The sequence below is a fragment of the Bradyrhizobium sp. USDA 336 genome (assembly GCF_044908355.1).
In the GTDB taxonomy this organism is placed as follows: Bacteria; Pseudomonadota; Alphaproteobacteria; order Rhizobiales; family Xanthobacteraceae; genus Bradyrhizobium; species Bradyrhizobium yuanmingense.
On the sequence record NZ_JBIYDC010000002.1, the window covers coordinates 7049750 to 7061428 of the forward strand.

Genomic DNA, 11679 nt, shown 5'->3' on the forward strand with positions numbered 1-11679 from the left:
TCAGCCGCCGACGCGGGCGAGACCACTGCGGGCGGGTTCGTCGCGTGGACGAAGCGCGACCGCCTTGGTGTAGGACGCCGCCGCCTTGGCTTTGTCGCCCAGGCGCTCATAGACCTGACCGCGCGCGGTCCAGACCTGGGCATTGTTCGGATCGGCCTCGGAGGCTTCATCGAGATCGGCTGCGGCCTCCTTGACCTTGCCGAGCGCGAGATAGCTGTTGGCGCGGCCCAGCAGCGGCTCGGCCTTTTGCGGGTTGAGTCCGCTGGCGGCGCTGAAATCGGCGATCGCGAAGTCGTGCTGGTTGTTGCCTTGGTAGATCAGGGCGCGGCCATAGAGCGCCTGCGCATTGTAGGGATCGAGGCCGATCGCGCGATTGAACTCGTCGAGCGCTGCCGCGGTCTCGCCTGACTTCGCCAGGGACTGGGCCTTCGCGGTATGGGCCTGGGCTTCGGTGACGTTGCCGGCGCTGACGGCGCTCTCGGCCGGCGCGGCGGCCTTGGGGGCCTCCTGCGGCTTGTCCTTCTCCGGCATCAGCGAGCCCAGATCGAACGAGCAGCCGCCCAGCACGATCCCCGTCAGGGCCGCCGCGAGCGGCGGCTGCCAGATCCGGCGCCGTCGCGGAAGGCCGCGCTGGGAGAAAGGAGAGGCCATCTACGGTTGGCTCGCGCTAGAGCTTGATCCGACAAGTCCTCAAAACAATAACGCGGGCCTGGGGCCCGCGTCATCGAAAACTAGAGTCTTGCTGAATCGGCTCAGCGCGGTCCGCGCGGACCTGCGCCGGGGCCGCCACGACCGCCGCGATCACCGCCCGGACCGGCGCCGAACACCGGCTTCGGCTTCATCGGCAGCAGGCCTTCGCGCTGCAGCTTCTTGCGGGCCAGCTTGCGCGCGCGGCGCACGGCTTCGGCCTTTTCGCGGGCCTTCTTCTCGGAGGGCTTCTCGTAATGACCGCGGAGCTTCATCTCGCGGAAAATTCCCTCGCGCTGCATCTTCTTCTTCAGCGCCTTGAGGGCTTGATCAACATTGTTATCGCGAACGAGAACCTGCACGCGGCATCCTCTTCAGGTGGATCGGATTTGAATTCTGGTAAGTCAAAGGGGATGGCGAAACGCGCAAGCCCTTAACCTTGAGCGCGCGGATGTATCAGACAAAACCGCAGATGTCCACCGGCCAAGCGGGTTTTTGGGCCAAGTTCGGCCATTAAATGCGGCGAAAATACCTTCATGCGGCCGCGATTTGGGCGATTTGGCGCCGAGGACGGGGCCGCACCGGAGCTTTGTTCCGGAATCTTTGCAATGAGGGGACCACAATGGACGTCAAAAAATATGCTGCCGAAGCCATCGGCACCTTCTGGCTCACATTCGCGGGCTGCGGAAGCGCGGTGATCGCCGCCGGCTTCCCGCAGGTCGGGATCGGGCTGGTCGGCGTGTCCCTGGCCTTTGGATTGAGCGTCGTCACTATGGCCTACGCGATCGGCCATATCTCCGGCTGTCATCTCAACCCGGCCGTCACGGTCGGCCTTGCCGCCGGTGGCCGTTTTCCGGTGGGGCAGGTTCTGCCTTACATCGTCGCTCAGGTGGCGGGCGCGATCATTGCCGCCTCGCTGCTCTATGTCATTGCGAGCGGAGCGCCCGGCTTCGACGTCGGCAAGGGCTTTGCCTCCAACGGCTATGACGCGCATTCGCCCGGCCAGTACAGCATGATCGTGTGCTTCCTCACCGAGGTGGTGATGACCATGATGTTCCTGTTCATCATCATGGGGGCGACCCATGGCCGCGCGCCGGCGGGTTTCGCGCCGCTGGCGATCGGCTTCGCGCTCGTGATGATCCACCTCGTCAGCATTCCCGTCACCAACACATCGGTGAACCCAGCACGCAGCACCGGCCCGGCACTGTTCGTCGGCGGCTGGGCGCTGGCGCAGCTCTGGCTGTTCTGGGTCGCGCCGCTGATCGGCGGCGCGCTCGGCGGAGTGATCTATCGCTGGCTCAGCGAGGAGCCCACGGGTGTCGTTGCGGGCGTGAAGACGGCGTAGTCACAAGCACCCGGCGGGATTGCAGCCTTTGCTGCGATCCCGTCACTTGTCCCGGGGCGGCCTGACTTCGGTCACGTGGCCCATCTTGCGGCCGGGGCGCGGCGCGCCCTTGCCGTAGATGTGCACGGTCGCGCCCGGCACGCTCAGCCACTTTTCGTAATCGTTGATCTCGTCGCCGATCAGATTGGTCATGGTGACGACGTCGCCGTGGCGCACCGGCTTGCCGAGCGGCCAGCCGGCGATGGCGCGGATGTGCTGCTCGAACTGCGAGACGGAGGCGCCGTCGAGCGTCCAGTGCCCGGAATTGTGCACGCGTGGCGCGATCTCGTTCACCAGCACCTTGGGTCCGGTGCCGTTGTTCAGCACGAACATTTCGACGGCGAGCACGCCGACATAGTCGAGCGCGCTCGCGATCTTGCTCGCGATGCTGCGCGCCTCCTCGGCGAGCGCGTCAGGGATCGGCGCGGGCGCACGCGATATCTTCAGGATGTGGTCGCGGTGCTCGTTCTCGGTGACGTCGAAGCACTCGACCTCGCCCGTGGCCGCGCGCGCGGCGATCACGGAGATCTCGCGCTCGTAGGGCACGAAGGCCTCCAGGATCGCCGATTTGGTGGCGAGGCTGGTCCACACCTTCGCGATGTCGTCGCCCTCGCGGATGATGGCCTGGCCCTTGCCGTCATAGCCGAAGCGGCGGGTTTTCAGCACCGCTGGAAGGCCGATCCTGGCGATCGCCTCGCGCAGCGAGGAGACGGAGGTGACGTCGGCGTAGGCGGCAGTGCCGATCCCGAGCTTCGTCACGAAATCCTTCTCGGCGAGCCGGTCCTGGGTCGTCTCGAGGATCTTGCGGTTGGGCAGCACCGGGCGGCGCGCGTCCAATACCAGCGCGGCTGCCGCCGGCACGTTCTCGAATTCGTAGGTGATGACGTCGACATCATGTGCGAACAATTCGAGCGCCTCGACGTCGGCATATTCGGCGCAGGTCGCGTTCAGCACGACGTCGAAGGCCGGTGAATCGGGATCGGGCGAGAACACCTGGCAGCGCAGGCCGAGTCGCGCCGCGGCCATGGCAAGCATCCGGCCCAATTGTCCGCCGCCGAGGATTCCGATGGTGTCACCGGGCTTCAGCTTCACGTGCCTGGTGCCCATCACGCCTTGTCCTCCGGCCGCTCGGCGACCGCCTCGGTCTGGGCCTTGCGCCAGGCGGCGAGGCGATCCGACAGGGCCGGGTCGGACAATGCCAGCACGGCGGCTGCCAGCAGCGCAGCATTGATCGCGCCGGCCTTGCCGATGGCGAGGGTGCCGACCGGAATGCCCGCGGGCATCTGGACGATTGAATAGAGCGAATCGACGCCCTTGAGCGTCTTGGATTCGACGGGAACGCCAAACACCGGGAGTTCCGTCAGCGCCGCCGCCATGCCGGGCAGATGGGCCGCGCCACCGGCGCCGGCGATGATAATCTTGTAACCTGCGGCCTTGGCACCCTTGGCGAATGCGAACAGCCGGTCGGGCGTGCGGTGGGCCGAGACGATGCGGCTGTCGGCAACAATGCCGAGCGCGTCAAGCGTGTCGGCGGCGTGCCGCATCGTTTCCCAGTCCGACTGGCTTCCCATGATGATGGCGATCGGCGCGGTCATGACGTCAATTGTGCCCAGAAAAACAGAGAGATAGGCCAGATTAATGATTCCGGCCGGCGGCTCGCAAGGCGGTGGCAAGGAGAAGGGAATCCACTATCCTGTCTTGGTGAATCCCCGCAAGCCTTCATTGAGCAGGATGCCCATGAAGAAACCGAAAAGGGCGAGCCCTGCGAAGGCCAGAAAGGGCCGGAACATCAGCGCCGCCCGATCCAAAGCCGTTTCGAGCCGCGCGGCCAAACCGGCCTTGCGCAGAGCGCCGGCTGCCGATGACGACAAGGCGATCATCCGCGGCCTCAGGAGCAAGCTCAAGGCGGCCCTGCTGCGGATCTCGGAGCTCGAGGCGGCCGCCGACACCGATTTCCTGCTCGGGATTCCCAACCGGCGCGGTTTCGAGCGCGAGCTCGCGCGCGCCATCGCCTATATGAAGCGTTACCGCGCCAGCGGGGCGCTGATCGTGCTCGACGTCGATCGGTTGAAGCCGATCAACGATTCCTTCGGTCATGCCGCCGGCGATGAGGTGCTCAAGGCGATCGTCGCCACGTTGACGCGACAGGTCCGCGCCTCCGACGTGATCGGCCGCCTTGGCGGCGACGAGTTCGCGCTGCTGCTCTGGAATCTCAGCGAGACCGATGCCAAGGCGAAGGCCGCGGCCTTGGAGCAGGCGATCGACGAATTGTCATTCGTTTTTCGCGGCCAGCACGTGACCGCGGGCGCCTCGGCCGGCGTCGCGCTGCTCGGTCCGCAATCCGCTGCAGGCCGCGCCCTGGAGGAGGCGGATGCCGCCATGTATGTGCGCAAGGCGAGCCGCCGGCACGAGCCGCGGATCAAGCTGGTCGGCAGCGAGCGCTAGTCTACAGGGAGGCAAGATCTTCCGGCACGTTGCCGAACTTGCGCAGCAGCGTCGCGCCGCCAAATTCGCCCGTCATGGGATCGCCGCTGCGGCTGAATGCGATTGCGCCGATATGGCCGGCGCCGCGCGCCAGCATCTCGGCGCGTCGCAGCGCCGCCGTCGAGGACTGGCACTCCTCTGCAGCGCCTGCGACGGGTGATCCGTCGTCATCGATCAAGAAGGGCATTGCAACGTAATAGGTCACATCCGACATGGCGTTGCTCCAAGGTTGAAGATTATGCGGCGCTGCTCTTGCTCCGCATCTTGCTGCGCGAGATCTCCGGAATGCAGCCGGCGGAAATCGCCGCCTGCAATTCCTCCAGCTCGGCTTCCAGATATTCGTTGGCCATGATCAGCGCCTTGATGGTGCTGCGCAGATTGCCGTCGCACATCGCGATCGCCTGATCGCAGGCCTGTTCGTAATGGCTGTTGTCGAAAAGGGCGGTTGCCGACATCTGCGTTGTCCTCGTGTGTTGTCCTTGAGCGTTCTCTGAGGTGTTGGGGTGCCCGCGAATGTTCCTATTTTGTTCTTATTGAGTCAAGCGGATTCGGAAGCGGCGGGGCGCCGCGCAAGACCGGCTCACGGTCAGGCGATGATGTCGGGGGTGATCTGGTCTTCGATGAACGCGATACGGTCGCGCAACAACAGCTTGCGCTTCTTCAGGCGCTGTAACCGCAACAGGTCGGGGGCGGGCGATTGATGCAACGCATCGATCGCCGCATCGAGATCTCGGTGTTCCTGCTGCAACCGGGTGAGCTCGGCTTCGAGTTCACGCTCATCTTCATTGGTCATGTCTGCGGTGGCCGAAAACCGATAGGCGTGAGATCCGGGCTGTGGATGCCCTGTGGAAATTATCGTCCTTGCGCCGCGTGATCGCAAGCGATCTGCGATCCCCCGTCGCCAATCTCCCGCAACATATTTCTGCAGGGAGCCGCGGCGGTGCGCCGGCGTATTGATATCATGGATTTTTCCGGCGTGGTTCCTTAGTCACGCTTCGTTACATATGAACTTTCAAAAATGACGCTGCAACGACGGATACCCATCGACAGGACGAATCGGTGATGTAGACTTGGTTGTCCGGATCGAATCCTAAAGGTTCAACCCTACCGAGGAGGTTTCGAATGACAATTCAGGCACATCTCGTTGAATTGGAACGGAAGCACAAACTTCTCGAAAACGAATTGCACGAAGCTCTCGTGCACCTTTCAACAGACGACCTGCAAATTGTTGAGTTGAAGCGCCGGAAGTTGATGGTCAAGGACCAGATCGAGCGTCTGAAGCAATCTGGCGACACGCTCCACTAGTAACCCCCGTGACAGTGTAGAGTTGATCACGTCCTTCACGCAGGGATGAGAGCATTCGTGCTCATCCCTGCTGCAAGGTGTGTACCGTGCACGCGGTTGTGCGGCGCTCACTCTTGCTTGGACCCGTGGTTCTCGACGCGCACACTTATCCGCTTCTCGAAACGCTCTCGATGTCTGCGAGTTCGGCGACGTGATCGGCGATCGCGAGCGAGGACGTCAGTCCCGGCGATTCGATGCCGAACAGATTGATCAGGCCTGCAACGCCGTGATCGCGCGGGCCCTGCATCAAGAAATCCTGCGTGGCCACGGCCGGAGGCACGATCTTCGGGCGGATGCCCGAATAGCTCGGCATCAGCGCGCCGTCAGGCAGCGTCGGCCAGTATTTGCGGATCGCGGGATAGAAGCGCTCGGCGCGTGACGGATCGACCTCGTAGTCGATCGTCTCGATCCATTCGACGTCAGGCCCGAAGCGCGCCTGTCCTGCCATGTCCAGCGTCAGGTGCACGCCCAGGCCGCCGGGCTCTGGCACCGGATAGATCAGGCGCGAGAACGGCGCCCTGGCGTTGCAGCTGAAGTAGTTTCCCTTGGCGAGATAGGCCGGCGGAATCCGGTCCAGCGGCATGCCGTCGATGCAGCGCGCCACATGCGTCGCCGACAGCCCCGCGGCGTTGACGAGGAGGCTGCATTGCAGCGTCATCGGTGCCTCGCCGCCGGCATCGATCTCGATGAGGCCGGCCGCCGCCTTGGCACGGATCAGCGGGGTGTGAAACGCGAAAGCTGCGCCGGCGTCCTCGGCTTCGCCGCGCAGCGAGAGCATGTAGGCGTGGCTGTCGATGATGCCCGTCGACGGTGACAGCAGCGCGGCGTCGCAGGCGAGCGCCGGCTCCAGCGCGCGTGCGGCCTCGCCCGAGAGCAGCTGCATGTCGAGCACGCCGTTGGCCTCGGCGTGCGCCTTGATCGATTGGAGCTTCTCGGTCTCCTTCGGGCTGGTCGCGACGATCAGCTTGCCGCAATTCTTGTGCGGGATGCCGCGCTCGGCGCAGTAGCGGTACAGCGCGTGCTTGCCTGCCACGCACATGCGCGCCATCCAGCTCCCGGCCCGGTAGTAGATGCCGGCATGGATCACCTCGCTGTTGCGCGAGGAGGTGACGGTGCCGATCGCCTCGGCTTCCTCGAGCACGATCACCTCGCGCCCGGCCTGGGCGAGCTTCCGGGCCACCGCGAGCCCGACCACGCCGGCTCCGATGACGACGCAATCGACCCTATCCATGGTTGTGCAGGAAACCAGTTGGAAGCACCGGTGGCGCACGGTCCGGATGCGGCGGCGCAGGCGGGGCTTCCGTTAAGAAGTCGTTTATCATGTCAGGGCAATTGCCGCATTTTATGTCACATTATTCTGTTGTGCCCACAGGCGTTTACCCGATCCAAACCCGCGAGGCCAGACAATCCGACGTTGAAATCGCGGGTGGCTGATGGCTGAGAAGAACTGGCACGTGGGCAGCACGCTTTCGATTGCTGTGCACGCCCTCCTATGCCTGGCCGTTACGGGCGCGCCTGCGCGCGCCTTTGCGGCATCGGACAGACTTGCCGTTCCGGGCGATCTCACCAGGCTTGATCCCGGCGTGATCTGGGAAGCCCTCATCGCGGGCATCGTGGTCTGCTCGTTCCTCGCCGCGATCGGGCTGTGGATCCATTCCTCGCTGCGCCGGTCCAGCCGTTTGCAGCTGCGTCGAAACGCCTTCATCTCCTCCGCCATGAACAACCTCAACCAGGGCGTGGTGATGACGGATGCGCAGCGCCGCGTCATCTTCTGCAATGACCGCTATCTCGAGATCTATGGCCTGACGCGATCCGACCTCCGGCCCAACATGACCGGTTGCGACATCCTGAGGCTGCGCCGCGAGCGCGGAGTGCTCGGCGTCACCGATGACGAATTTTACGAGAAGGCATCGAGCGCCAATGGCCTGACCACGGAACTGCCGGACGGACGGGCCATCCTGGTGAAGTATTTCGTGTTGCCGAACGGCGGCTCGGTGGCGACCCACCTCGACGTCACCGAGCAGCGCAACCTGTCGCGGCAGCTCGCCTCCACCAAGCAGTTCCTGGAATCGGTGCTCGATCATGTGCCGGCCTGCGTGGCGGCCAAGAACATCGAGGACGGCTGCTACATTTTCGCCAACAGCGCCTATGAGAAGTTCTGGGGATTGTCGCGGGACTTCGCCGTCGGCAGGAATGCACGGGAGCTGTTTGCGTCGGCCTCGGCGGCCAGCATCGAGGCCGCTGACCAAGCGGCGCTCAATTCACCGGATGGCCAGCACCGCAATGAGTTCGAGGTGGATCGTGCCGGCGCGCGGCGCATGGTCGCCTCGATCCGGATCGTGGTCCGCAACGAGAGCAACAAGCCCGAATTTCTGCTCATCCTATTCGAGGACATCACCGACCGCCGCTCGCTGTCGCAGGAGCTGGAGAGCACCAAGAAGTTCCTCGAGCTCGTGGTCGACAACATCCCGGTCGCGTTGATCGTGGAGCAGGTCAAGGATGGCCGCTATCTGCTCGCCAACCGCAGCGCGGAGACGATCCTCAACCGCAGGCGCGAGGAAGCCACCGGCCTGACCGCGTCCGACATCTTCAACGCCAAGGAAGCCAAGCTGATCGTCGCGCGCGACGAGGCCGCGATCAGGAAGCGCGGGATGATCACCGAGGAGCATCCGATCTCCACCAAGAACGGCCTGCGGCTGTTCCTCACCCGCCGCGCCACCGTGCTCAATGACGCCGGCGAGCCGCAATATCTGATCAAGACCCACGAGGACGTCACCGACCGCCGGCAGACCGAGTCGCGCATGGCGCACATGGCCTATCACGACGGCCTCACCGATCTGCCGAATCGCGCCGCCTTCCTGCAGGCTCTGACCCAGATGATCGAGGCTTGCGAGGGCACCCGCGAGGAGTTCGCGGTGCTCTGCGTCGACCTCGACGGCCTTAAGGAGGTCAACGACGTCTTCGGCCATGCGCTCGGCGACAAGCTCCTGATCGAGGTCGCCCATCGGCTCCAGGATTCCGCACGCGGCGGCGTGGTGGCGCGCCTGTCCGGGGACGAGTTCGGCCTGATCATCGACGGCAAGCAGCCCGAGGCGGGCCTCGCGCTGGCGCGGCAGATCGGCGAAGCCGTCGCGAAGGATTTTCAGATCGACGGCCGGCCGGTCCGCGCCGGCATCACCACGGGCATGTCGGTCTTCCCCCACAATGGCACCGATGGAGCCTCGCTGCTCGCCAATGCCGGCGCGGCGCTGTTCCGCGCCAAGCAGAAGTCGCGCGGCACGATCAGCCTCTACCAGCCCGAGATGGACCAGCAGATCCGCGACCGCCGCGTGCTGCACCAGGACCTCTCCATGGCGGTCAAGAACGGCGAGCTCTCGCTCGCCTTCCAGCCGCAGGGGGCCGCGGGCCACAGCGTCGCCGAGAGCGAGATCATCGGCTTCGAGGCGCTGGCGCGCTGGCAGCATCCCGTGCGCGGCCAGGTTTCGCCGGCCGAATTCATTCCCATCGCCGAGGAGAGCGGCCTCATCGTCGAGATGGGCGAGTGGATCCTGCGCGAGGCCTGCCGCGAGGCGGCGTCCTGGCCGAAGCCGCTGCAGGTCGCGGTCAATCTATCGCCGGCGCAGTTCATGCACGGCGATGTCGTCGGCCTCGTCCATTCGATCCTGATCGAGACGGGCCTTGCACCCGGCCGGCTCGAGCTCGAGATCACCGAAGGCGTTCTGATCGAGGATTTCGATCGCGGCCTTGCGCTGCTGCGCCGCCTGAAGGCGCTCGGCGTGCGCATCTCCATGGACGATTTCGGCAGCGGCTATTCCTCGCTGAGCTATCTCCAGGCGTTTCCGTTCGACAAGATCAAGATCGACCGCGCCTTCATCATCAATCTCGGCCGCAACCCGCAATCGGCGGCGATCGTCCGCGCCGTCATCGACCTCGGCCACGGCCTCGAAATGTCGATCATCGCCGAGGGCGTAGAGACGCTCGACCAGCTCGCCTTCCTCGCCAAGGAAGGCTGTGACGGGGTACAGGGCTATCTGCTCGGCAAGCCTTTGCCGATCGGCAAATATGCCGGGCTCATCGGCCGCGCCGAAGCCATGGAGCTTGCGCTGAAGACCGGTTAGAGCGTTTTCGAGCGAAGTGGACATCGGCTCGCGTCAAGAAAGCGCGTCAGAATATGAATCTAGAGCCACCGTTCCGATTTCATCGGAACGGAAATCGCTCTAGTGATGGGAGTGCTTCGCTCCCATTCGACGGCTTCATGGCGGACTACGACCTCGCGATCATCGGCGGCGGCCTGAACGGCGTCAGCCTCGCCCGCGATGCGGCGGGCCGCGGCCTGCGGGTGATCCTGTTCGAGCAGGGCGATCTCGGCGGCGCGGCGTCGTCGGCCACACCGCGGCTGATCCACGGCGATCTCTCGGTGCTGGAGCGCCGCGGCTTTTGGCGGGTGCGCCGGGCACTGGCCGAGCGCCGGACCTGGCTCGCCATCGCGCCGCATCTGGTGCGGCCGATGCGTTTCGTGATCCCCGCGCATGTGGACGAGCGTCCACCGTGGCTGCTGCGGGCCGGCCTGTTTCTTTATGACGTCCTCTCCGGCCGGAGCGGCCTGCCCGGATCGACGACCCTCGACATCACCCATCACCCGGTCGGCAACGCGCTGAAACGCCCGTTCGGCACGGCGTTCGAATATTCGGACTGTATCGTCGACGATTCCCGCCTTGTCGTGCTCACTGCGCTGGACGCCGCCGAGCGCGGTGCGACGATCCGGACCGGGGCGCGCTGCGTGCGTGCCGACCGAACCGACATCTGGCGGCTCGCCGTGGTCGATCGCGGCCACCGCCGCTCCGTTACAGCAAGGGCGCTGGCCAATACCAGTGGCGGCTGGACCTCGATCGTCGCGGAGACGGTCCTGCGCCAGCCGCAGCCCGCCGCGACGGCCATGCAGATGAGCCAGATCATCGTGCCCAGGCTGTTCGATTCAGACAATGTCTACGTGTTCCAGAACAGCGACGGCCGACTGATCTTCGCAAGCCCGTTTGAACGCGCGTTCACGCTGATCGGCACGGTCACGCACGATTTCACCGGCGACCCCGCCATCGTGGCGGTGCGAGGGGCCGATGTCGGCTATCTCTGCGAAGCGGCGAGCCGCTACTTCCGCGAGCGCGTCGCCCCGACCGACGTGGTCCGGGCGGTCTGCGGCGTCAATCTGAGGCCGGCGTCCGCGCCGCAACGCGAGGGCACAACCCTGTTCCACGCGCGCCGGCGCAAGGCACCGCTGATCACGATGTTCGGCGGCGACCTCACCACCGCGCGTCGGCGCGCCGAGCGGGCGGTGACGAAGCTGACGCCGTTCTATCCGATGTCGCCGCCCTGGACCGCCGGTGCAGCGCTACCCGGTGGAGATTTCGCCTGGGATCGTTTCGACACCGAGGTCGACCTGGCACGCGAGCGCTGGCGCTTTCTGTCCGAGCCGGAAGCCCAGCGCCTGGTCGCGGCCTACGGCTCGCGATTGGCGGCCGTGCTCGGCGAAGCAAGGACGCGCGAAGAGCTTGGCCCAGCCTTCGGTCCCGAACTGACCGGCGCGGAGGTGCGATATCTCATGACCTGCGAATGGGCGCGTTTTCCGGATGACGTTCTATGGCGCCGTTCCAAGCTGGGCCTGACAATGCCTGCAGCGGACCGTGAGGCGCTGGCGGCGTTCATGGCTGATGTGAACGATTCACCCCGAACCGGTTGAGCTAAACACGATCGGCCGCTAGCGTGCGGCGGAATCGGGGTTGGCA

Annotated in this window: 14 protein-coding genes; 5 read left to right on the top strand and 9 right to left on the bottom strand. The window is 65.1% G+C overall.

Annotated features, from left to right (window positions below; translation table 11 throughout):
* Both ABIA45_RS34020 and rpsU read right to left on the bottom strand, forming a co-directional pair.
* Nucleotides 1-651: a tetratricopeptide repeat protein gene (locus tag ABIA45_RS34020; protein ID WP_157286896.1), complete on the bottom strand. Its 651-nt coding sequence runs from the start codon at nucleotides 649-651 to the stop codon at nucleotides 1-3.
* 101 nt (nucleotides 652-752) lie between these two features.
* Nucleotides 753-1049, bottom strand: coding sequence for a 30S ribosomal protein S21 (gene rpsU, locus ABIA45_RS34025; protein WP_008546194.1), 297 nt, complete (start codon nucleotides 1047-1049; stop codon nucleotides 753-755).
* A 260-nt stretch (nucleotides 1050-1309) separates the two neighbouring features.
* Between rpsU and aqpZ the strand changes: the two genes are divergently transcribed.
* Entirely contained in the window at nucleotides 1310-2032 is a 723-nt protein-coding gene (aqpZ, locus tag ABIA45_RS34030; protein ID WP_404654958.1) for an aquaporin Z, read from the top strand.
* A gap of 42 nt (nucleotides 2033-2074) precedes the next feature.
* Here aqpZ and ABIA45_RS34035 read toward each other — a convergent pair whose 3' ends face one another.
* The 3 genes from ABIA45_RS34035 to ABIA45_RS34045 form a co-directional block, all read right to left on the bottom strand.
* Nucleotides 2075-3178 (bottom strand): 5-(carboxyamino)imidazole ribonucleotide synthase, encoded by a 1104-nt coding sequence (locus ABIA45_RS34035; RefSeq protein WP_404546048.1) that lies wholly within the window; start codon nucleotides 3176-3178, stop codon nucleotides 2075-2077.
* The gene (gene purE / locus ABIA45_RS34040; RefSeq protein WP_404546050.1) at nucleotides 3178-3666 is read right to left on the bottom strand and encodes a 5-(carboxyamino)imidazole ribonucleotide mutase; all 489 of its coding nucleotides are present in this window, start codon (nucleotides 3664-3666) and stop codon (nucleotides 3178-3180) included. The genes ABIA45_RS34035 and purE overlap by 1 nt, the downstream gene beginning before the upstream one ends.
* Nucleotides 3667-3759: 93 nt before the next feature.
* Complete coding sequence (locus ABIA45_RS34045) at nucleotides 3760-3903, bottom strand: hypothetical protein (protein WP_404546467.1); 144 nt, start codon at nucleotides 3901-3903, stop codon at nucleotides 3760-3762.
* On the opposite strand from ABIA45_RS34045, the gene ABIA45_RS34050 reads away from it, so the two are divergent.
* Nucleotides 3860-4516, top strand: a complete 657-nt coding sequence (locus ABIA45_RS34050; RefSeq protein WP_404546453.1) for a GGDEF domain-containing protein — start codon at nucleotides 3860-3862, stop codon at nucleotides 4514-4516. The genes ABIA45_RS34045 and ABIA45_RS34050 overlap by 44 nt on opposite strands.
* Nucleotide 4517: 1 nt before the next feature.
* On the opposite strand, the gene ABIA45_RS34055 is transcribed toward ABIA45_RS34050, so the two are convergent.
* The 3 genes from ABIA45_RS34055 to ABIA45_RS34065 form a co-directional block, all read right to left on the bottom strand.
* The gene (locus ABIA45_RS34055; protein ID WP_404546052.1) at nucleotides 4518-4769 is read right to left on the bottom strand and encodes a hypothetical protein; all 252 of its coding nucleotides are present in this window, start codon (nucleotides 4767-4769) and stop codon (nucleotides 4518-4520) included.
* A gap of 22 nt (nucleotides 4770-4791) precedes the next feature.
* Complete coding sequence (locus ABIA45_RS34060) at nucleotides 4792-5010, bottom strand: hypothetical protein (RefSeq protein WP_035998725.1); 219 nt, start codon at nucleotides 5008-5010, stop codon at nucleotides 4792-4794.
* Between the two features lie 131 nt (nucleotides 5011-5141).
* Nucleotides 5142-5348: a YdcH family protein gene (locus tag ABIA45_RS34065; RefSeq protein ID WP_008546179.1), complete on the bottom strand. Its 207-nt coding sequence runs from the start codon at nucleotides 5346-5348 to the stop codon at nucleotides 5142-5144.
* Nucleotides 5349-5677: 329 nt separating this feature from the next.
* On the opposite strand from ABIA45_RS34065, the gene ABIA45_RS34070 reads away from it, so the two are divergent.
* A complete protein-coding gene (locus ABIA45_RS34070; protein WP_008546178.1) occupies nucleotides 5678-5860 on the top strand; it encodes a YdcH family protein in 183 nt (60 codons plus the stop codon).
* 145 nt (nucleotides 5861-6005) lie between these two features.
* On the opposite strand, the gene ABIA45_RS34075 is transcribed toward ABIA45_RS34070, so the two are convergent.
* A complete protein-coding gene (locus tag ABIA45_RS34075) occupies nucleotides 6006-7130 on the bottom strand; it encodes an NAD(P)/FAD-dependent oxidoreductase (RefSeq protein WP_404546054.1) in 1125 nt (374 codons plus the stop codon).
* A gap of 202 nt (nucleotides 7131-7332) precedes the next feature.
* Here ABIA45_RS34075 and ABIA45_RS34080 point away from each other — a divergent pair, with 202 nt between their 5' ends.
* Both ABIA45_RS34080 and ABIA45_RS34085 read left to right on the top strand, forming a co-directional pair.
* Nucleotides 7333-10017: an EAL domain-containing protein gene (locus ABIA45_RS34080; protein WP_404654960.1), complete on the top strand. Its 2685-nt coding sequence runs from the start codon at nucleotides 7333-7335 to the stop codon at nucleotides 10015-10017.
* A gap of 137 nt (nucleotides 10018-10154) precedes the next feature.
* Complete coding sequence (locus ABIA45_RS34085) at nucleotides 10155-11633, top strand: glycerol-3-phosphate dehydrogenase (RefSeq protein ID WP_404654962.1); 1479 nt, start codon at nucleotides 10155-10157, stop codon at nucleotides 11631-11633.
* Nucleotides 11634-11679: the final 46 nt, after the last annotated feature.

What these genes read in the sequence shown, in the direction of transcription:
- ABIA45_RS34065 (WP_008546179.1), bottom strand. Translation starts at nt 5,348, where the DNA reads ATGACCAATGAAGATGAGCGTGAACTCGAAGCCGAGCTCACCCGGTTG.
- ABIA45_RS34085 (WP_404654962.1), top strand. Translation starts at nt 10,155, where the DNA reads ATGGCGGACTACGACCTCGCGATCATCGGCGGCGGCCTGAACGGCGTC.
- ABIA45_RS34070 (WP_008546178.1), top strand. Translation starts at nt 5,678, where the DNA reads ATGACAATTCAGGCACATCTCGTTGAATTGGAACGGAAGCACAAACTT.
- aqpZ (WP_404654958.1), top strand. Translation starts at nt 1,310, where the DNA reads ATGGACGTCAAAAAATATGCTGCCGAAGCCATCGGCACCTTCTGGCTC.
- ABIA45_RS34075 (WP_404546054.1), bottom strand. Translation starts at nt 7,130, where the DNA reads ATGGATAGGGTCGATTGCGTCGTCATCGGAGCCGGCGTGGTCGGGCTC.
- ABIA45_RS34020 (WP_157286896.1), bottom strand. Translation starts at nt 651, where the DNA reads ATGGCCTCTCCTTTCTCCCAGCGCGGCCTTCCGCGACGGCGCCGGATC.
- ABIA45_RS34080 (WP_404654960.1), top strand. Translation starts at nt 7,333, where the DNA reads ATGGCTGAGAAGAACTGGCACGTGGGCAGCACGCTTTCGATTGCTGTG.
- ABIA45_RS34055 (WP_404546052.1), bottom strand. Translation starts at nt 4,769, where the DNA reads ATGTCGGATGTGACCTATTACGTTGCAATGCCCTTCTTGATCGATGAC.
- ABIA45_RS34060 (WP_035998725.1), bottom strand. Translation starts at nt 5,010, where the DNA reads ATGTCGGCAACCGCCCTTTTCGACAACAGCCATTACGAACAGGCCTGC.
- ABIA45_RS34035 (WP_404546048.1), bottom strand. Translation starts at nt 3,178, where the DNA reads ATGGGCACCAGGCACGTGAAGCTGAAGCCCGGTGACACCATCGGAATC.
- purE (WP_404546050.1), bottom strand. Translation starts at nt 3,666, where the DNA reads ATGACCGCGCCGATCGCCATCATCATGGGAAGCCAGTCGGACTGGGAA.